Annotated in this window: 16 protein-coding genes and 1 tRNA gene; 10 read left to right on the top strand and 7 right to left on the bottom strand. The window is 69.7% G+C overall.

Going from position 1 to position 19301, the window contains the following annotated elements; all coding sequences use genetic code 11:
- Positions 1-18: 18 nt before the first annotated feature.
- From AC1DYD_RS08525 to AC1DYD_RS08560, 8 genes are all read left to right on the top strand, one after another.
- Positions 19-1902 carry an autotransporter assembly complex protein TamA gene (locus AC1DYD_RS08525; protein ID WP_478172315.1) on the top strand — a complete coding sequence of 628 codons (1884 nt, stop codon included), beginning with the start codon at positions 19-21 and terminating at the stop codon, positions 1900-1902.
- Positions 1903-5976 carry a translocation/assembly module TamB domain-containing protein gene (locus AC1DYD_RS08530; RefSeq protein ID WP_478172316.1) on the top strand — a complete coding sequence of 1358 codons (4074 nt, stop codon included), beginning with the start codon at positions 1903-1905 and terminating at the stop codon, positions 5974-5976.
- A 171-nt stretch (positions 5977-6147) separates the two neighbouring features.
- Positions 6148-6222 (top strand) — tRNA-Arg (locus tag AC1DYD_RS08535).
- A gap of 80 nt (positions 6223-6302) precedes the next feature.
- Positions 6303-6617 carry a hypothetical protein gene (locus tag AC1DYD_RS08540; protein WP_478172317.1) on the top strand — a complete coding sequence of 105 codons (315 nt, stop codon included), beginning with the start codon at positions 6303-6305 and terminating at the stop codon, positions 6615-6617.
- Between the two features lie 169 nt (positions 6618-6786).
- On the top strand, positions 6787-7731 hold the full coding sequence (locus tag AC1DYD_RS08545) for a chromate resistance protein ChrB domain-containing protein (RefSeq protein ID WP_478172318.1): 945 nt from the start codon (positions 6787-6789) through the stop codon (positions 7729-7731).
- Positions 7728-9086, top strand: a complete 1359-nt coding sequence (gene chrA, locus AC1DYD_RS08550; RefSeq protein WP_478172319.1) for a chromate efflux transporter — start codon at positions 7728-7730, stop codon at positions 9084-9086. Before AC1DYD_RS08545 ends, chrA begins: the two co-directional genes overlap by 4 nt.
- A 10-nt stretch (positions 9087-9096) precedes the next feature.
- Positions 9097-10011 (top strand): Fe-Mn family superoxide dismutase, encoded by a 915-nt coding sequence (locus AC1DYD_RS08555; protein WP_478172320.1) that lies wholly within the window; start codon positions 9097-9099, stop codon positions 10009-10011.
- Positions 10008-10460, top strand: a complete 453-nt coding sequence (locus AC1DYD_RS08560) for a chromate resistance protein ChrB domain-containing protein (protein WP_478172321.1) — start codon at positions 10008-10010, stop codon at positions 10458-10460. The genes AC1DYD_RS08555 and AC1DYD_RS08560 overlap by 4 nt, the downstream gene beginning before the upstream one ends.
- A gap of 411 nt (positions 10461-10871) precedes the next feature.
- Here the strand turns inward: AC1DYD_RS08560 and AC1DYD_RS08565 are convergent, their stop codons facing one another.
- Positions 10872-11180, bottom strand: a complete 309-nt coding sequence (locus AC1DYD_RS08565; RefSeq protein ID WP_478172322.1) for a cell envelope biogenesis protein TolA — start codon at positions 11178-11180, stop codon at positions 10872-10874.
- 119 nt (positions 11181-11299) lie between these two features.
- On the opposite strand from AC1DYD_RS08565, the gene AC1DYD_RS08570 reads away from it, so the two are divergent.
- Positions 11300-12364 carry an NUDIX domain-containing protein gene (locus tag AC1DYD_RS08570; protein ID WP_478172323.1) on the top strand — a complete coding sequence of 355 codons (1065 nt, stop codon included), beginning with the start codon at positions 11300-11302 and terminating at the stop codon, positions 12362-12364.
- Positions 12365-12532: 168 nt separating this feature from the next.
- On the opposite strand, the gene AC1DYD_RS08575 is transcribed toward AC1DYD_RS08570, so the two are convergent.
- The 6 genes from AC1DYD_RS08575 to AC1DYD_RS08600 form a co-directional block, all read right to left on the bottom strand.
- Entirely contained in the window at positions 12533-13279 is a 747-nt protein-coding gene (locus AC1DYD_RS08575; RefSeq protein ID WP_478172445.1) for a lysophospholipid acyltransferase family protein, read from the bottom strand.
- Positions 13276-14547 (bottom strand): dihydroorotase, encoded by a 1272-nt coding sequence (locus AC1DYD_RS08580; RefSeq protein ID WP_478172324.1) that lies wholly within the window; start codon positions 14545-14547, stop codon positions 13276-13278. Before AC1DYD_RS08580 ends, AC1DYD_RS08575 begins: the two co-directional genes overlap by 4 nt.
- A gap of 138 nt (positions 14548-14685) precedes the next feature.
- The gene (locus tag AC1DYD_RS08585) at positions 14686-15648 is read right to left on the bottom strand and encodes an aspartate carbamoyltransferase catalytic subunit (protein ID WP_478172325.1); all 963 of its coding nucleotides are present in this window, start codon (positions 15646-15648) and stop codon (positions 14686-14688) included.
- A gap of 248 nt (positions 15649-15896) precedes the next feature.
- Entirely contained in the window at positions 15897-16394 is a 498-nt protein-coding gene (gene pyrR, locus AC1DYD_RS08590) for a bifunctional pyr operon transcriptional regulator/uracil phosphoribosyltransferase PyrR (RefSeq protein ID WP_478172326.1), read from the bottom strand.
- Entirely contained in the window at positions 16391-16828 is a 438-nt protein-coding gene (ruvX, locus tag AC1DYD_RS08595; protein ID WP_478172327.1) for a Holliday junction resolvase RuvX, read from the bottom strand. The genes pyrR and ruvX overlap by 4 nt, the downstream gene beginning before the upstream one ends.
- Before the next feature lie 126 nt (positions 16829-16954).
- Complete coding sequence (locus AC1DYD_RS08600; RefSeq protein ID WP_478172328.1) at positions 16955-17554, bottom strand: YqgE/AlgH family protein; 600 nt, start codon at positions 17552-17554, stop codon at positions 16955-16957.
- Here AC1DYD_RS08600 and AC1DYD_RS08605 point away from each other — a divergent pair.
- Positions 17553-19073, top strand: coding sequence for a cryptochrome/photolyase family protein (locus AC1DYD_RS08605; protein ID WP_478172329.1), 1521 nt, complete (start codon positions 17553-17555; stop codon positions 19071-19073). The genes AC1DYD_RS08600 and AC1DYD_RS08605 overlap by 2 nt on opposite strands.
- Positions 19074-19301 lie beyond the last annotated feature (228 nt).

A 19301-nucleotide genomic window follows, 5' to 3' on the forward strand; every position in this document is an offset into this window, starting at 1 on the left:
AGCTGTCAAAATGCCCGCATGCTTTGGGTGGTCCGATCTCATGCGCCGGCGTGGTCGCCGGCGTTTTTGTTTGCAGCCGTTCTCTTTTTGTCAGGCTGCAGTCTGTTGCCCAAGAAGGACGCAGCAGAATCGGACGTGCCCCCCAGCGCCGTGGCCAGCGAGGGCCGCTCGGCCGGCGAGGCCTTCACGGTCGATATCCAGGCGCCCGACAAGGTGCGCGAATACCTCGAACGCCATCTGGAGATCCAGCGTTTTCGCGCAGTCGACGATCTCGGCGCGATCGAGATCTCGCGGCTGATGGTGGCCGCGGAAGCCAACGCGCGCGAGCTGCTCAACACCCTCGGCTACTTCACGCCCACCCTCACGCTCGAGCTCCGGGAAACGCCCGGCGGCAAGGCGCCGCGGGAGGTCCGGATCACGGTCGACCCAGGCCCGGTCACACAGGTGAGCAATGTCCAGATCGACTTCAGCGGGCCGATCGCGGAGGACCCCCGCGCCGAGTCGCAGCGCGACGGCATCCGCACCGGCTGGGCGCTGCGCGCGGGCCAGCCCTTCAGCCAGCAGGCCTGGGAGAACGCCAAGACGGCCGCGCTGCGCACCCTCACGGCCCGGCGCTTCCCGACCGGCAGCCTGCTCACCAGCCAGGCCCAGATCGACGCCGACCGCAGCGAAGCGAAGCTCAGCGCGACCTATGCCTCCGGTCCCGCCTTCCGCTTCGGGCCACTGGTCGTGAACGGCAGCCAGCGCTACCCCGCCGACAACGTGCGCCGGCTGGCGCGCGTGCCCTTCGGCGCCGACTACGACCAGCAGCTGCTGCTCGACGCCCAGCAGCGGCTGGCGAGCAGCGGCTACTTCGACTCGGTGTTCCTGACGCTGGACACCCAGTCCGATCCGCTGGCCGCCCCCGTGATCGCCCAGCTGCGCGAGGCGCCGCTCCAGCGCGTGGTGGTCGGCGTCGGCTTCACCACCGACAGCGGCGCGCGCCTGTCGATCGACCACTCCCACAACGACATGCCGCTGCTCGGCTGGCGCGCCGTGTCGAAACTCTCGCTCGACCGCGACAAGCAATCGCTCGGCACCGAATGGAGCGCGATCCCCGACGACAGCGGCTGGCGCTCCTTCGCCTCGGGCCTGCTGAAGAGCGAAGTCTCGGGCAGCTTCACGGTCGACAGCGGGCGCCTGCGCGGCGGCCGCAGCCAGGGGGGCGATCACATCGACCGAAGCTACTTCCTGCAGTACGACTACGCGCAGAACCACGGCTTCGCCCCGCCGCCTTCGGCCTCGGCGCTGACTGTCAACTGGGGCTGGACCGGCCGCTACTTCGACAACGCGGCGGCTCCCACGCGCGGCCAAGGCGTCGCGCTCGAGCTGGCCGCCGGCTACACCCTGACGGGGGAGCAACTGCCCTTCACGCGCACCTATGTGCGCTGGGTGGGCTTCGTCCCGGCCGGCACCGTGAGCAACGCCGATGGGACGCAGCGCCGCAACGCCCGCATCCAGCTGCGCGCCGAGGCCGGCGCGGTGAGCGCCGCCGACCGCGCCCAGATCCCCGCGACCCTGAATTTCCTCACCGGCGGCGACACCACGGTGCGCGGCTACGCCTACCGGTCGATCGGCGCGGTCGAGCCCGACACCCAGGTGGTCGCCGGCCGCTACCTCGGCGTCGCCAGCATCGAATGGCAGCGCCCTTTCGTCTACAACGGCCAGTTGACCGCCTGGGACAGCACCGTCTTCGTCGACGCCGGCGCGGTGGCCGACCGGCCCGCCGACCTGCAGGCGAAGGTCGGGGTCGGCGTCGGTGCCCGCTGGGCCAGCCCGATCGGGCCGGTGCAGATGGACCTGGCTTACGGCATCGCCGTCCACGCATTCCGCTTCCATCTTCGACTCGGTTTCACCTTCTAGATGACTTCCGAAGACCCGGCCGACACCACGACCGCCGCACCGGCGCGGCGCTCGCGCGGGCGGCGCGCCTTGCGGGCCCTGGCGTGGAGCGTCACCGGCCTGGTCGCGCTGGTGCTCATGCTGGGCGCCGGCGCCTGGTGGTGGCTGGGCTCCGACCAGTCGCTGGCCTTCGCGCTGGCGCGCACGGCGCGCTACCTGCCGGCGGGCCAATCGCTGGAAAGCCGCGACGTCACCGGGTCGCTGCGCGCCGGCGGACGCATCGGCTGGCTGCGCTGGGAAAGCGAGAGCCTGGCGGTCGAGGTGCACGACGCCCGCATCGGCTGGCAGCTGGCGCCGCTGCTTCGGCGCCGGGTGCAGCTCGGCGAAGTGCATGCGGCGCAGGTGCTGATCGAGCCACGCCCGAGCGCGGAAAGCAAGCCGCTCGAACCACTCGCGCAGATCGTGTTGCCGGTGGAGGTGGAACTGCCCTTCAGGATCGACGACCTGCGCTGGGCCGGGCCGCCGGCCCTGCAGGCGACGAAACTGGAAGGCAGCTACCGCTACGGCGACGACCACCACCAGCTCGAGATCGCCGGCGTCGACATCGCCGACGGCCACTATGGCGCCCAGCTGCGCCTGCAGGGGCCGGCCCCGATGGCGATCGGCGCCACCCTGAACGGCCGGGTGCGCGCGCTGCTGGCGCAGGATCGCAGCCTCGACGTGCGCGCCGAGGCCAGCGTGAAGGGCACGCTGGCCGGCGCCGATGCGCGGCTGGCAGTGGCGGCAGAGCTCCATCCGGTGGACGAGGGCGCCGAGAACCCGATGCAGGCGCAGCTGCAGGCGAACCTGGCACCCTGGGCGCCTCAGCCCGTGATCGACGCCAAGGCCGAACTGCAGAACATCGACCTGGCCCGGCTCTGGCCCGAGGCGCCGGCCACGCTGCTGAGCGGCGAAATCGAGGCCGGCCCGGATCCGGCGGCGACCGCCGGCGAGCAACTCTGGCAGGCCAGCGCCCAGGTGCGCAACGCCCAACCGGGCCCCTGGGACGAAGCCCGGCTGCCGGTCGAACAGCTCGATGTCCGCGCCCGCTTCGACGGCAGCACCTGGACCCTGCCTGAAGCCAGCGTGCGCGCCGGCGGCGGCCGCATCGACGCCGAAGGCAGCTGGAGCCCGGCGCCGGCGCCCTGGAAGGTCAACGCCACGGTGCGAAACGTCAAGCCCGGCGCGCTCCACACCCGGCTCGACGGCGCGCCGGTCAGCGGCCGCATCCAGGCCGAGCAGGCCGGCGATGCACTGCAATTCGACGTCGCGCTGCAGGCGCAAGGCGGCGCCGGTGCAAGCGGCGAACTGCAGGGCCTGCGACTGGAGCGTGCGCAAGCCAAGGGCCGGTGGCAGGACCAGGTCCTCGACCTGCGCAGCCTGCGGATCGAGGCCCATGGCGCCAGCATCGACGGCCGGCTGCAGTTGCGGATCGACGACGAGGCCGCCAGCGGCCGGCTGAACCTGATCGTGCCGGGCGCCACGGCGCTGATCGACGGCCGCCTGGCACCGGCCGCGGGCAGCGGCGAGATCCAGGCCCGGGTCGAGGATGCGACGGCACTGCAGCGCTGGATCGAAGGGTTGCCCGAACTCGACGCCGTCTTCGCCGGCAGCACGCTGCAGGGCAACGCGCGGCTCGACGCCAGCTGGAAGGGGGGCTGGCAGGCGGTCCAGCGCCGGCTGCAGAATGCCAACGAACCGGCTCCGCGCGGCGCGGCCGAGCCCACGCTGCAGGCCACGCTGACCGTGCCCAAGCTCGAATGGACACGGCCGCCGTCCGAGCCGGGCCCCTCGAGCGCGATCCAGCTGAACGGCGTCCGCGCCGACCTTTCCGGCAGCCTCGCCCGGGCCACGCTGGACCTGAAGGGCGAAGCCGTCGCGGGCGGCCGCAAGATCGGCCTCGATGCGCATGCCAGCGGCGGCATCGAGCGCCCGAACCAATGGAATGCGGCCCTCGCCAGCCTGCGCGTGCAGGTGCTCGACACGGCGAAGCCCGACGCCGCGCCATGGGTGCTGGCGCTCGGCAGTCCCGTCAGCGCCAAGGTGCGCAGGGTCCCGGGCGACAGTCCGCGCCTCGACATCGAAGCCTCCGCGGCGGCGGCGACGCTCAAGGGTCCGGCAGCCGGCACGGTGAAGATCGACTGGCAGCCGCTGCGCTTCAGCCGCACGGGCACCGGGGCGCGGAGCGCCTTCCGGCTGCAGTCCAAGGGCCGGTTGCAAGACTTGCCGATGGCCTGGGCGGAACTGCTGGGCAACGGCAACACGCTGGCGCAGGTCGGCTTCAGCGGCGACCTGATGTTCAACGGCGAGTGGGACATCGACGCCGGCGACACGTTGCGCGCCAAGGCGCGGCTGGTGCGCGAAAGCGGTGATCTGCGGGTGCAGGCCGGCGAGGCCGCGCTGGTGACGCGCATCAAGAGCCACGGCACCGGCACCGCCAGCGAACGCACCATGGATGCCGCCGCCGGCACCGGCACCAGCACGCCGGCCGGCCTGCGCCGCGCCGAGCTCACGCTCGACGCCGAGGGCGACACCGTGCGCGCCAACCTGGCCTGGGACAGCGAACGGGCCGGCGAGATCCGGGTCGCGGCCAGCACGCGGGTGCAGCAGCGCCAGGGCGGCTGGCAATGGGCCGAAGACGCACCCCTGGCGGGCCGCATCACCGCGCGGATGCCGAACCTGGGCGTCTGGTCGATGCTGGCGCCGCCGGGCTGGCGCATGGCCGGCACGCTGGAGGCCGACGCCACCCTGGCCGGCCACCGTGGCGACCCGCGCTGGAACGGCACCCTGAACGCCGACCAGCTGGCCCTGCGGGCCCTGGTCGAGGGGCTCGACCTGCGCGATGGCCGCTTGCGTGCCACGCTCGCGGGCAACCGGGTCGAGATCACCGAATTCACGCTGAAGGGCGGTGCCGGCGCGCAGACCCGCATCCCGGGCCAGGGCGGCAGCCTCAGTACCGCGGCCAGCGAGGCCGCACGCGACGGCGGCACGCTGTCGGCGCGCGGCGAGCTGGCCTGGGGCGCCGCGCCGGTTGCCGGGGCCGGCAGCGGCATCCGGATGTCGGTCCAGGCCCAGCTGCGCGCGCTGCGGGTGCTGGTGCGTGCCGATCGGCAGGTCACGCTGTCGGGCGACCTGCAAGCCCGGCTCGCCGGCGGACAGTTCACGCTGCGCGGCGACATCAAGACCGACCGCGCGGTCATCATCCTGCCCGACGAGACCGCGCCCGGCCTGGGCAGCGACGTGGTGGTGCGCTCGGCGGCGATCGACCGCGAAGCCGCCGAAGAGGCGAAGCGCCGGGCGGCCGAGAACCAGACCGACGTCGCCCGGGCGGAGACCGCGAAGCCGCCGGACATCGCAGTGAGCTTCGACCTCGGCACCGATTTCGCGGTGCAGGGGCGCGGCATCACGACCCGGCTGGCGGGCAAGCTCGACATCCGCAGCGCCAGCCTGGGCGCCCCGCCGCGCATCACGGGCGAGGTCCGCACCGTCGCCGGGCAGTACCGCGCCTACGGGCAGGCGCTGAACATCGAGACCGGCATCGCACGCTTCAACGGCCCCTTCGACAATCCGCAGCTCGACATCCTGGCGATCCGGCCGAACATCTCGCAGCGCGCCGGCGTCGCCATCACCGGCACCGCGCAGTCGCCGCGCGTGCGCCTCTATTCGGAACCGCAGCTGTCGGACCAGGAAACCCTCACCTGGCTGGTGCTGGGGCGGGCGTCGGCCACCAGCGGCAGCGAGTCGGTGCTGCTGCAGCAGGCCGCGCTGGCGCTGCTCGGCGGCCTCGGCGGCAGCGGCGGGGGTGGGCTGGCGAGCCGCTTCGGCCTCGACGAGATCGGCTTCAAAGGCCCGGGCAGCGGCGGCGACGTGCGTGGCTCCGCGGTCACGGTCGGCAAACGCGTCGCGCGGGATTTCTACATCACCTACGAGCAAGGCCTGGGCGGCACGCTGGGCACCTTCTTCATCTTCTACGACCTGACGCGGCGACTGACGCTGCGGGCGCAGGCGGGGCAGCAGAGCGCGATCGACCTGATCTACACCGTCCAATTCGATTAGATGTTGCTCGCCCCCAGGTTGCCCGGCACTTCGTGTCCGGGCGCCTCAGCCCCCTGCCGGGGGCACCACCAGCGGACGGGCGGCGTCAGATCCGCAGTGTTTCATCGGCGGGCCTGGCGGCGCCGGCCGGCGGAGACGGCGGAGCCGAATGGTAAAGTTCGGGGCGCGCTCGTCCTCGTAGTTCAATGGATAGAACGGGGTCCTCCTAAGACTCAGATACAGGTTCGATTCCTGTCGAGGGCACCAGCAACCGCGGCAATTGACGGTTGCCCCACAAGCGCTCGAGTGCTTCAATGTCGGCTCCTGCTGTGACGAAGGAGACTTCCATGGCCTACGAAGCGCGATATGTCCTTCGACCCAACCCCGGAGCCGATCTCGGCGCCGTCATCGACGCCTTGAAGGTGGGCGCGGCGCTCTGGAAAAAGCATGGCGCGCCCGACCCGCAGCTGTGGAGCGTGGCCGCAGGCGAACTGGGCAACTATGTCCTGACCGTGCAGTTCGAGAACGCGACGGCGTACGCCAAGGTCACGGATCCGTTGTCAGCCGATCCCGAATTCCGCCGCTGGCAAGCGAACAACGTCCAGTCCGGCGCATTCACGTGGGTGCGCAGCAACCTCATGCGCGAACTCCCTCTGCCGTAAAACCATCCGTACCAGGGCAGCGGCCTGCCGGCCCGGGTGGCCGGACACAGCCCTCGTTCGCGCCTTCGCCGCAGGCGCGGGGCCGTGGAATTCAACCGCGTCAGGTCTGAAGGCATGCCCTGAAAGCCATGCACTTGTAGCAAGTATCACACAGTGAGATACTTGCTACATGAATGACTGGCTGGTCCTTGCCGCATCGCTTCCCACGTCGCCCAGCGGCCTGCGGGTTCGCATCTGGCGCTCGCTCAAGGCCACGGGCTGTGGAACCCTGCGGGACGGCGTCTACATCCTGCCCTCGACCGCAGCGTCAGCGAACGACCTGTGGGCCATCGAAAAGGCAATCCAGGACGGCGGTGCCGACGCCCACATGCTGGTCCTCAAGGCCCGCGACGAAGCGCAGGAGAAAACCTTCCTCGCCCTGTTCGACCGCTCCGAGCCATACGCCGACTTTGCGCAAGCGCTGAAGGAGGCCCGACATGCGCTCGAATCCGCTGAAGAACCAGACCTGCGCAAGTCGCTTCGCGGCCTCGACCAACAGCTCCGTGCCATCCAGGCGACGGACTTCTTCCCGGGCAAGAGCGCAGCCGGGGCGACGGCGGGCCTGGAAACGCTCCGGGCGGAGATTGAACGCAAGCTCTCCCCTGGTGAGCCGATGGCCGCATCGGGAACGATCGAAAGACTTTCACGCGAGGCCTTCCGGGGAAGGACGTGGGCCACGCGCAAGCGCCCCTGGGTGGACCGGCTCGCGACGGGCTGGTTGATTCAGCGCTTCGTCGATTCCTCCCCGCGCTTCGTCTGGTTGGCGGACCCGGGCAAGTGCCCGAAAGGCGCTCTTGGCTTCGACTTCGATGGTGCGGCGTTCACGCACGTGGGCGACAAGGTCACCTTCGAGGTCGTGGCGCACACCTTCGGCCTGGCAGACGACCCGGGCATCCGCCGTGTCGGAGAACTCGTGCATTACATCGATGTCGGCGGGATTCCTGTCGACGAGGCGGCCGGCGTCGAAACCATCGTGCGCGGCCTCCAGGCGCTGCACGACAAGGATGATGCGCTGCTCGCTGCTTCGCTTGGCCTGTTCGACACGCTCTACGCCGCCATGAAGGTACGCCAGTGACCACGAACACCCTCATCGCCGCCGCACCCGAGCGGCTGACCTTTGGCGAGGCCTTCGTCTACTGGCTCAAGCTGGGCTTCATCAGCTTCGGCGGGCCGGCCGGGCAGATTGCCATCATGCATGAGGACCTGGTCGAGCGTCGTCGCTGGATATCGGAGAGCCGATTCCTGCATGCGCTGAACTACTGCATGCTGCTGCCCGGCCCCGAGGCCCAGCAACTGGCGACCTACATCGGGTGGCTGACGCACCGCACCTGGGGCGGCATCGTCGCGGGTGCCCTCTTCGTGCTGCCTTCGCTGTTCATCCTCGTCGGCCTGTCGTGGGTCTACATGGCGTACGGCAACGTGCCGGCCATCGCCGGCCTGTTCTACGGCATCAAGCCCGCCGTCACTGCGCTGGTGGTGCATGCGGCCTGGCGCGTGGGCTCCAGGACCTTGAAGAACGCGTGGCTGTGGGGCATCGCCGTGGCGGCCTTCCTCGCCATCTTCGCGCTGCAGTTGCCGTTCCCGCTGATCGTGCTGGCCGCGGGCGTCATCGGCTATGTCGGCGGCCGCTTCGCGCCGGCGAAGTTCACGGCAGGCGGCGGGCACGGCAAGGCGAGCACGTCGCTCGGCCCGGCCCTCATCGACGACCACACGCCGACGCCCGAGCATGCGCTGTTCACCTGGCGCCGCTTCGGCCGCGTGCTGGCGGTGTGCCTCGCGCTCTGGTTCGCCGCCATCGGGACCTTGACGGCGCTCTTCGGGTGGGATGCCGTGCTGACGCAGATGGCGTGGTTCTTCACCAAGGCGGCGCTGTTGACCTTCGGCGGCGCCTATGCGGTGCTGCCCTATGTGTTCCAGGGCGCGGTCGAGCACCACCAGTGGCTGACCGCGCCGCAGATGATCGACGGACTGGCGCTCGGCGAGACGACGCCCGGCCCGCTGATCATGGTGGTGTCCTTCGTCGGCTTCCTCGGCGGCTGGACGAAGGCTGTCTTCGGCCCGGACGCGCTCTTCCTGTCGGGCGCCGTGGCCGCCACCGTGGTGACCTTCTTCACCTTCCTGCCCTCGTTCTTCTTCATCCTGCTCGGTGCACCCTTCATCGAGTCGACGCACGGCAACCTCAAGTTCACGGCGCCGCTGACCGGCATCACGGCCGCCGTGGTGGGCGTCATCGTGAACCTGGCCGTCTTCTTCGCGTACCACGTGCTCTGGCCACGGGGGCCTTCCGGCCCCTTCGAGTGGCCCTCGGCGCTCATCGGCCTCGCGGCGGCCGCTGCCTTGTTCCGATTCAGGGTCGGCGTCATCCCGGTGGTCCTGGCCTGCGGCCTGGCCGGGCTGGCGCTGACCTTTCTGCGGCCCCTGTTGGCATGAGAGGTTCCCCATGGAAAACCGAATCCAGGACTTGCCCTTTGATCCTGCGGCGCTGCGCGGCTTGTCCGAGAAGCTGATGCGCAGCCATCACCAGAACAACTATGGCGGCGCGGTCCAGCGGCTGAACGCCATCCGCTCGGAACTGGCCGCCCTGTCGCCTGCAACCATGCCGGGCTTCCAGCTGAACGGCTTGAAGCGTGAAGAGCTCGTCGCGAACAACGCCATGCTCTTGCATGAGCTGTACTTCGGCAGCCTCGGTGGCGACGGGCAGACCATGACGCCGGCCATGGAACTGGCGCTGCAGGCGAACTTCGGCAGCCTCGCCCGTTGGCGCGAGGAATTCGTCGCCATGGGCAAGGCGTTGGGTGGCGGGTCGGGCTGGGTTCTGCTCGTGTTTCAACCGCGGGACGGGACCCTCGTGAACCAATGGGCTGCGGACCATGCGCACGCGTTGGCCGGCGGCATCCCCCTCCTCGCACTGGACATGTACGAGCACGCGTACCACATGGACTTCGGCGCCGCCGCGGGCAGCTACGTCGATGCGTTCATGGAGAACATCGACTGGGCGAAGGCGTACGCGCGCTATCAGCTCGCCGTCCACGGTGCCAGCGAACCTTTCGGGGCGGCACAGGATGAGATTGCCGGTGCCGTGGTGGTCGACGTGCGCCGCTCCGGCGTCTTCAACGACGCGGCCAGTCGATTGTGCGGCGCCGCCTGGCGCGACCCGGCCGCTGTCGACCGGTGGGCATCCGACCTGCCATCCGACCGAGAGGTGGTCGTCTACTGTGTCTATGGACACGAGGTCGGGCGTGCGACCGCACTGCGCCTGCGTGCGGCGGGTCTGCGCGCGCGCTACCTGCGCGGCGGCATCGACGGCTGGCAGGCTGCAGGTCTGGCGGTGGAACCCAAAGGAGCAGCATCATGAAATGGGTGACTCGTGAGCGGCCCAAGATCGACCGCATTGCATGCCCGTGGCTCATCGCGCGCTTCATCGACGACGCACCTCAGTTCCTTTACGTCCCGGCTGACCAAGTCCTGGCGACGGCCGAGCGGACAGGCGCCGTGCCGTACGACATCCCGGGCGTCGAGATGACGCACGTCGGAGACCTTTGCAGCTTTGACGCGTTCCTCGAGAAATACGACCTGCGGGAGCCTGCCTTGCAGCAGTTGGCGGCCATCGTGCGAGGCGCAGACACCTCTCGGCTCGATTTGACTCCGCAGTCGGCGGGCCTGTATGCGCTATCGCTCGGTCTGTCGCGCAACTTCAGCGACGACCACGAGATGCTCGAGCACGGGATGGTGATGTACGACGCGTTCTATGCGTGGTGCAAAGACTGCCAGGAGGAAGCTCACAACTGGCCACCGAATATGTGATGCCGGACAGGACGTGGCGCGCCTCGATGCATGCCGTTGGCCCGACCGCCCCGAAGAGACAGTCGACTCGGCTCGGCGACAATCGCAGCATGAGCGCGGCACCGGGCCGCCCCAAGCAAGCTCGCACCGCAGTGCGAAGCACGAAGGCACTCCCAATGCGCGCGCAATCCCTGATCGACCAGGCGACGGTTCTGGCCTACCGGCTGGCTGGGTACGCACTCCTGAACTGGGCCGACGACGCCGCCATCCTGGCGTTCATGTTCTGCTGATCCCGCTGCGCCTTTCGAGGGGGAGACCTCGTCCGGGCGCGCCGGACGGGAAGGCTCGCGCGCTGCCGGTTTCCGCGAGGATGTCCCGGTCAGCCAGCGCTGAAAGACGATACTCGATAGCTCACCGCTATCGAGCGCCCCATCAGTTCGGCGTGCCGCCTTGCGGGTTCTGCTTGCGGTTCGGATGCTTCGCAGTGCGGGTCGCTTCCTTCTTCTGGCCGGCGTCGGCGGCCTTGCCGGTGCCGATCGCATCGCTTTCACCGGTCTTCAGCGTGTCGCCGCCGGCCGCCTTCACCTTGCCCTGCGGCTTGGCTTCGACCTTGGCTTCGGCGCGTTCCTGGGGCTTGCTGTTCATGATCGGAGAGCTCTCCGAGGAGGCTCCCTTGGGGGCTTGCGCGTAGGCACCTGCGGCGAAGAGGCCGGCAATCATGATGGCGAGAATTTTGCTCATTGGCGTTCCTTGATGGATGGTTAGGAAAGAATCCGGGAGCCAGCATAAAGGGAGGAGCGCCCTCTGGATATACGCATTTGGTGCAATGAGTCAAGTAACCCGACATTTCAGGCCTGTCAGTGCAAATTCACAACTCTCCCGGTGTCGCCGTCGTCATCGGCCGCTTCCAGCCCTTCCACAACGGCCACCTGTCGCTCGTGAAGCTGGCGCTCGACGCCGCCCCGCGCGTCGTCGTGGTGATCGGCTCGGCCTTCCAGGCACGCTCGCCCAAGCATCCTTTCACCTGGGCGGAGCGCGCCGAGATGGTCCGGCTGGCGTTCCCGGAAGCCGAGCGACAGCGGCTGCACTGCCTGCCGGTGCGCGACTACTTCGACGACGCCCGCTGGATCGCTGACGTGCGCCATGCCGTGGCGCACGCGCCGGGCGGCGCCGAAACGACCGGGTCGCCGACGGTGACGCTGGTCGGCCACCCCAGGGATGCCACCCGCGACTACCTCGAAGCCTTTCCGGACTGGACCCTGCGGCGGGCGGCCAACGTGCCGGTGCGGCGCACCAGCCGGATGCGCGACGCGCTGTTCGCGGCGCCGGCGACGGCGCTGGTCGAGCTGGCCGGCGAACTGCCGCCGGGCAGCATCGATTTCCTGCGCGCATGGCGCACCGGGCCGCTCTTCGAGGCCCTGGCCGAGGAGGCCGAGATGCTGCGCCAGTACGAGGCCTCCTGGGCTTCGGCGCCCTATCCGCCGGTCCTCGTCACGGTCGACTGCGTCGTGAAGTGCGGCCGCCATGTTCTCCTGATCCGCCGCGGCCAGGCCCCCGGCAAGGGATTGTTCGCGGTACCGGGCGGCTTCCTGGAACAGCGCGAGACCACGCAGCAGGCCGCCCTGCGCGAGCTCGAGGAAGAAACGCATCTCGCGCTGCCACCGGCCACGCTGCGCGCCTGCCTGAAGGCCACCGACGTCTTCGACCGCCCCGACCGCAGCGCGCGCGGCCGCACCATCACCCACGGCCACTTCTTCGACCTGGGCGACCTCGAATTGCCGGAACTGCGGGCCGACGACGACGCAGCGGCCGCCGAATGGACCCCGATCGACCAACTTCGCGCGCTGGAAGGCCGGCTCCTGGACGACCACTTCCAGATGCTCGACCACTACCTGGGCCTGCTGCCGGCACCGGCCGGCCTGTAGGCAGTCGCCCACGCGCTTGCATTGCCTTCTCCGGCAGGCGGCGGGCCTGCGCTCGCCTATCGTGCAAGCACACCCAGCGACCGGAGACAAGCAACGATTCCTCCTCCCGGCGCCATCCGGCGCCGTTGCACAGCGCCCTTCGGGGCGCTGCTTTTTTGCCCGCAGGCGCTACTTGAGTTCGCGCCGCAGCGCCTGGATGTCGGCGTGCAGGCTCTTCGCCCAGCCTCGGCGATCGCGACCCAGCGAGGGCTGGGGCTCGCCGAATCGGACGATCGCCAGCAACGGCGGCGCCTTCAGCGTGCTCCACAGCGAACTCAGCAGGTTGTCGTCGTCGACATAGCGCGCGGCATGGCTGGTCTCGCCGGTGGCCGCATCGGCAAAGCGCAGCGCGGCCGGCTGCACCGGCGCGCCGGACGAGATCGCCGCCTGCAACAGGTTGGCATGGAAGGGCAGCAGGCCGTGGCCGTCGCTGGTCGTGCCCTCGGGAAAGACCGCGATCACGTCGCCCGCGCGCAGCGCCTCGGTCATGTGGTGGACGACGCGCACCGCGTCGCGCCGGCGCTCGCGCTCGATGTAGAGGGTGCCGGCGCCGGTGGACAAGGTGCCGATCAACGGCCAGTGGCCCACCCCCGCCTTGGAGACGAAGCGCACATGCCGCGCCGCGTGGATCGTCAGGATGTCCAGCCATGACAGGTGGTTGGACACCACCAGCACCGGCCCCTGCGCGGGCGGCGTGCCGAGCACCGTGAGCCGGATGCCCATCAGGCTCAGCATGCGCTCGGCCCATTGCTGGACGCGCAGCTCGCGCTGCGCCGGCGACAGTTGCGGGAAGCGCCTGCGGATGGTCCACCAGCCCAAAAGCACATGCGCGGTCGCGCGCAGCAGCCTCCAGCCGGCCGACAGGGACTGCATCAGCCGTGCACCACCCGGCCGCCGATGAGCGTGTGGCGGGCCCGTCCGCGCATGGCGTAGCCGCCGAAGGGGGTGTGCTTGCCCTGGCTCTGGAGCGCCTCGGGAGTGACCTGCCATTCGTGCGTCGGGTCGACCACGCAGAGGTCGGCGGCTGCGCCCGCGGCGAGCTGGCCGACGCCCGGAGCGCCCAGCAGCCGGGCGGGCGTGGCCGTCACGATCTCGATCGCGCGCCGCAGGCCGGCGCCGCTCTGTTCGCCCCACTTCAGCGCCAGCGGCAGCAGCAGCTCGAGGCCGGTGGCGCCGGGCTCGCTTTCGGCGAAGGGCAGCGTCTTGGCATCCGCTTCCACCGGCGTGTGGTCGGACACCAGCGCGTCGATGGTGCCGTCGGCCAGGCCGGCCGACAGCGCATCGCGGTCGCGCTGCTGGCGCAGCGGCGGGTTGAGGCGCGCGCGGCTGTCGAAGAAACCGATGTCGGTGTCGGCCAGATGCAGCGAATTGATGCTGACGTCGCAGCTGATCGGCAGGCCCTCGGCCTTGGCCGCGCGCACCTGCGCGACCCCGGCCGCGCTCGACAGGCGGCACAGGTGGACCCGTGCACCGGTGCTTCGCATCAGCTCGACGATGGTGAAGATGGCGATGGTCTCGGCCGCGACCGGCACGCCCGACAGCCCGAGCCGGGTCGCCAGCGGCCCGCTGGCGGCGACGCCGCGGCCGAGGTCGCGCTCCTGCGGCCGCAGCCACACCGTGTAGCCGAAGGTGCTCGCGTACTGCAGCGCACGCTGCAGCACCTGCGTGTTGCCCAGCGGCACCTCGGCCTGGCCGAAGCCGATGCAGCCGGCCTCGGTCAGCTCGGCCATTTCGGTCAGCACCTCGCCGGCCAGCCCGCGCGTCAGCGCGCCGAGCGGGAACAGGCGCGCGCGCTGCAGCTTCTCGGCCCTGAACTTGAGCATTTCGACGAGCCCCGGCTCGTCCAGCACCGGATCGGTGTCGGGCGGGCAGACCAGGCTGGTGACGCCACCGGCCGCGGCCGCGCCCATCTCGCTCTCGAGCATGCCCTCGTGCTCGTAGCCCGGCTCGCGCAGCCGCGCCGCCAGGTCGACCAGGCCGGGCACGACGAGGCAGCCCTGGGCATCGAGCGTGCGCTCGGCCCGGAACTCGGGCGAGACATCGCCGATGGCCTGCACGAGGCCGTCGGCGATCGCGATGTCAGCCTGCCGGTCGAGGCCGGAGGCCGGGTCCAGCACGCGGCCATTGACGATCAGAATATTCATGTTGGTTCTCTACTCAGCGACGGGAAATGGCGGGGGAGCGGCGTAGCGAGCGGCCCGAGGTCGCGTCGAGCAGCGCTCGCGCACGGCGAGCAGCGCAGGCGCGAGATCGGGCCGCGCAGTAGCCGAGCACCCGCCATTTCATGCTTCGTTACCTGCGACGATGCTCATGACCGCCATTCGCACGGCGATGCCGAAAGTGACCTGCGGCAGGATCACGCTCTGGCGGCCGTCGACCACCGCCGAGTCGATCTCGACGCCCCGGTTGATCGGTCCCGGATGCATCACGATCGCATCCGGCTTGGCGAGCTGCAGCTTCTCGGGCGTGAGGCCGAAGGTCTTGAAGAACTCCTGCGACGACGGCAGCAGCGCGCCGCTCATGCGCTCGTTCTGCAGCCGCAGCATGATGACCACGTCGCAGTCCCTGATGCCTTCCTCGAGCGTGTGGCATACGCGCACGCCCATCTGCGCCATGTCGCTCGGCACCAGGGTCTTGGGGCCGACCACGCGGACCTCGGCGCAGCCCAGCGTGGTCAGCCCGTGGATGTCGGAGCGCGCCACGCGCGAATGCAGCACATCGCCGACGATCGCCACCGTGAGGTTGGAGAAGTCCTTCTTGTAGTGGCGGATCGTGTACATGTCGAGCAGCCCCTGCGTCGGATGCGCATGCCGGCCGTCGCCGGCATTCACCACGTGGACGTGCGGCGCCACATGCTGAGCGATCAGGTAGGGCGCGCCCGACTCGCTGTGGCGCACGACGAACAGGTCGGCGGCCATGGCGCTCAGGTTGGCGATGGTGTCGAGCAGCGACTCGCCCTTGGTCGCCGAGGAGCGCGCGATGTCGAGGTTGATGACGTCGGCCGACAGGCGCTTGGCCGCGATCTCGAAGGTGGTGCGGGTGCGGGTCGAGTTCTCGAAGAACAGGTTGAACACGCTCTTGCCGCGCAAGAGCGGCACCTTCTTGACCTCGCGGTCGCTGACGCTGGTGAAGTTGGCCGCGGTGTCGAGGATGTGGGTGACGATGTCCTTCGGCAGGCCCTCGATCGACAGCAGGTGGATCAGCTCGCCGTTCTTGTTGAGCTGGGGGTTTCGTTTGTAGAGCATCAGGCCTCCCGACGGGCCGCCCCAAGGGAGGCCTGCGCCCCCTCGGGGGGCAGCGAATACATGAAGTGATGAGCGTGGGGGCTTTTCATTTCAGGCCTCCCGACGGGCCGCCCCAAGGGAGGCCTGCGCCCCCTCGGGGCTGAGGTCCGCGGCTCCAAACTCGCCTGCGCGAGTTTGGACGGACCGAAGGGCCGGCGCCTCTGGCGCCGACTCGTCCAGCGAATACATGAAGTGATGAGCGTGGGGGTTCATTTGCTTTCCTCCACCTTGAAGGCGAAGGCGCCGCCGTCGCTGCGGGCCAGGGCCAGCAATTGCGTCGCGGGGAGTTCCAGCTTCTGCGCCGCGAAATCGGCCGCCACCGGCAGCTGGCGGCCGCCGCGGTCGATCAGCACCGCCAGCCTCACGCAGGCCGGACGACCGAAGTCGAACAGCTCGTTGAGCACCGCGCGGATGGTGCGGCCGGTGTAGAGCACGTCGTCGAGCAGCAGCACGTCGGCGCCGTTGACGTCGAAGGGCAGCGTGGTCTGCGCGCTGGCGGCCAGGCCGCGGCGGGCGAAGTCGTCGCGGTGCATCGCCGAGGAGATGACGCCGGGCGCGCCGGCCAGGCCCAGGTCCTTCTGCAGCCGCTCGACCAGCCAGGCGCCGCCCGAGGTGATGCCGACCAGGCGGGTGTCGGGGCGCATGAGTGATTTCACGCCGCGCAGCAGCTCGAGATAGAGCGCTTCGGCGTCGGGGATTGCGTTCACGGGAGACTCCTCAGGAACTGTTCAAGGATGATGCAGGCCGAGGCGGCATCGGCGTCGCGGGCGCCGCCGGCCAGCGCCTCGGTGGTGCTGTAGCGCTCGTCGACCTCGTACACCGGCAGGTGGAAGCGCCCGTGGAGCTGCCGCGCGAAACGCTGGGCCGCCCGGGTGTTCTCGTGGGGCGCGCCGTCGGGGTGGCAGGGCACGCCGATCACCAGCGCGTCGGGCTGCCACTCGCGGATCCGGGCCTCGACCTGCGCGAAGCGGGCATCGCCCTCGGCCTTGATGGTGGCCTGCGGGGTGGCCGTGCGCAGCAGCCTGTTGCCGCTGGCGACCCCGGTGCGCTTCTGGCCGAAGTCGAAGGCCAGGAAGCTCTGGAAATGGGCAGGGACGGAAGGGGAAGGCATGCTGCGGTCGGGCATCGCCGGATCGCTCATTGAGTAACCTTCGTGCTTCGCACTGCGGTGCGAGCTTGCTTGGGGCGGCCCGGCGCGGCGCTCATTGCAAGACCTCCGTGCTGGGCACTGCGGTGCGAGCTTGCTTGGGGCGGCCCGGCGCGGCGCTCATGCATGCCCCGCATCGGGCGACAGGGTCCAGGCCTCCAGGCCCAGCAGCGAGAGCGCCTTGTCGTAGCGCTGCTCGACCGGGGTGTCGAAGATCACGGCCGGGTCGGCGCCCACGGTGAGCCAGCTGTTCTCGGCCAGTTCGGATTCGAGCTGGCCCTCGCCCCAGGCCGAGTAACCGAGCGACACCAGCACCTTGCGCGGGCCGGCGCCGGTGGCCAGCGCCTCGAGCACGTCCTTGGAGGTGGTCATCTCGAGGCCGCCCGGGATCGTCATGGTCGATGCGTAGACGGATTCGTTGGGCTTGTCGGCGTCCGCGAACACCGGCTCGTGCAGCACGAAGCCGCGCTCGGTCTGCACCGGGCCGCCCTGGAACACCGGCGCATTGCCCAGTTCGGGGCGCGACAGGTGCAGCTCGATCTTCTCGAACAGCGCGCCGAGATTGATGTCGCTGGGCTTGTTGATCACCAGCCCGAGCGCGCCGCGCTCGCTGTGCTCGCAGAGGTAGACCACGCTGCGGCTGAAGGCCTTGTCTTCGAGCCCCGGCATCGCGATCAGGAAATGATGCGTGAGGTTCATCGGTGCAGAATCAAGTGCCATGCCCCCGATTTTACTGGCCGTCGACAAGATCTATCCCAAGGGAGTGATGTGGTTTAGACGGGATCTTCGCGTGGACGACAACGCGGCGCTCTACCAGGCGCTGCGCGCCTGCCGGCAGGTGGTCTGCGTGTTCGTCTTCGATCGTGCGATCCTCGACCCGCTGCCGCGCGTCGACCGGCGGGTGGAGTTCATCCGAGAGTCCCTGGTCGAGCTGCAGGCGGAGCTCGAGGCCCTGGGCGGCGGGCTGGTCGTGCGCCATGCGGTGGCCGAGGACGAGATCCCGCGGCTGGCGCATTCGCTCGACGCCCAGGCGGTGTTCGCGAACCGCGACGACGAGCCCGACGCCCTGGCCCGCGATGCCAGGGTGCTGGGTTCGCTGGCGAACGCCGGCGTGGCCTTCCACGTCTACAAGGACCAGACCATCTTCGAACGCGACGAGCTGCTGACCCAGTCCGGCCAGCCCTACGGCGTGTTCACGCCCTACAAGCGCGCCTGGCTGGCCAAGGTCGACGCCTTCTATCTCAAGCCGTATCCGGTTCGCAGCCACGCCGAGGCGCTGGCGCCGCCGCCCCACGCGCTGCGCGCGCCGGTGCCGACGCTGGCCGCGCTGGGCTGCGAGAAGACCAACCTGTCCGGACTCGAGATCCCGACCGGCAGCCAGGGCGGCGCCGCGCTGCTGGGCGACTTCCTGCAGCGCATCGACCGCTACGACACGGCGCGCGACTTCCCCTCGGTGCGCGGCCCGAGCTACCTCGGCGTCCATCTGCGCTTCGGCACCGTCTCGATCCGCCAGCTCGCGGGCCTGGCATACCCGCTGTCGCAGCAGGGCAATGGCGGCGCGGCGACCTGGCTCGGCGAGCTGATCTGGCGCGACTTCTATTTCCAGATCCTGGCCCACCACCCGCGCGTGGCCGAAGGCGGCGAATCGCGCAGCTTCCGGCCCGAGTACGACAGGATCCAGTGGCACCACGGCAAGCACGCCGACCAGCTGTTCGACGCCTGGTGCCAGGGCCGCACCGGCTATCCGCTGGTCGACGCGGCCATGGCGCAGATCAACCAGACCGGCTACATGCACAACCGGCTGCGCATGGTGGTCGCGAGCTTTCTCTGCAAGGACCTGGGGCTGGATTGGCGGCGCGGCGAGCGCTATTTCGCCGTGCACCTGAACGACTTCGAGCTGGCCTCGAACAACGGCGGTTGGCAATGGGCAAGCTCGAGCGGCTGCGACGCCCAGCCCTATTTCCGGATCTTCAACCCGGTCACGCAGAGCGAACGCTTCGACCCCGAGGGCAAGTTCATCCGCCGCTACCTGCCGCAGCTCGCGAAGCTGTCGGATGGCGCGATCCATGCACCCTGGACCGCCAAACCGGTCGAACTGCTGGCGGCGGGCGTCGAACTCGGCGTGAACTACCCGAAGCCGGTGGTCGACCATGCCGAGGCACGCGAGCGCACGCTGCAGCGCTATGGGGTGGTGCGACAGGGGGAGCGCGCGGCGGGAACCGGTCGGCTCCGGCCATAGGACAGGTCCCGGGCGAGCCCGCAGCCGCTCGCCGACTTCCATTCCTCGAGTGATTGTCCAGAGCCCGCTCGCTGCGGGCTTTGTGCTTTTGGAGCGCCCGGACTGTGGCCGCCCCACTCCTCGCCATTCACGCAAGCCCCCATCCATCAAGCTGATGGAAACCCTGAGAAGATATTTCAAATATCTTTCTAATATATTAACAATTCACTTCGCCCCCTCACCATTTGC

It is taken from the genome of Variovorax sp. P4_B11, assembly GCF_056402355.1.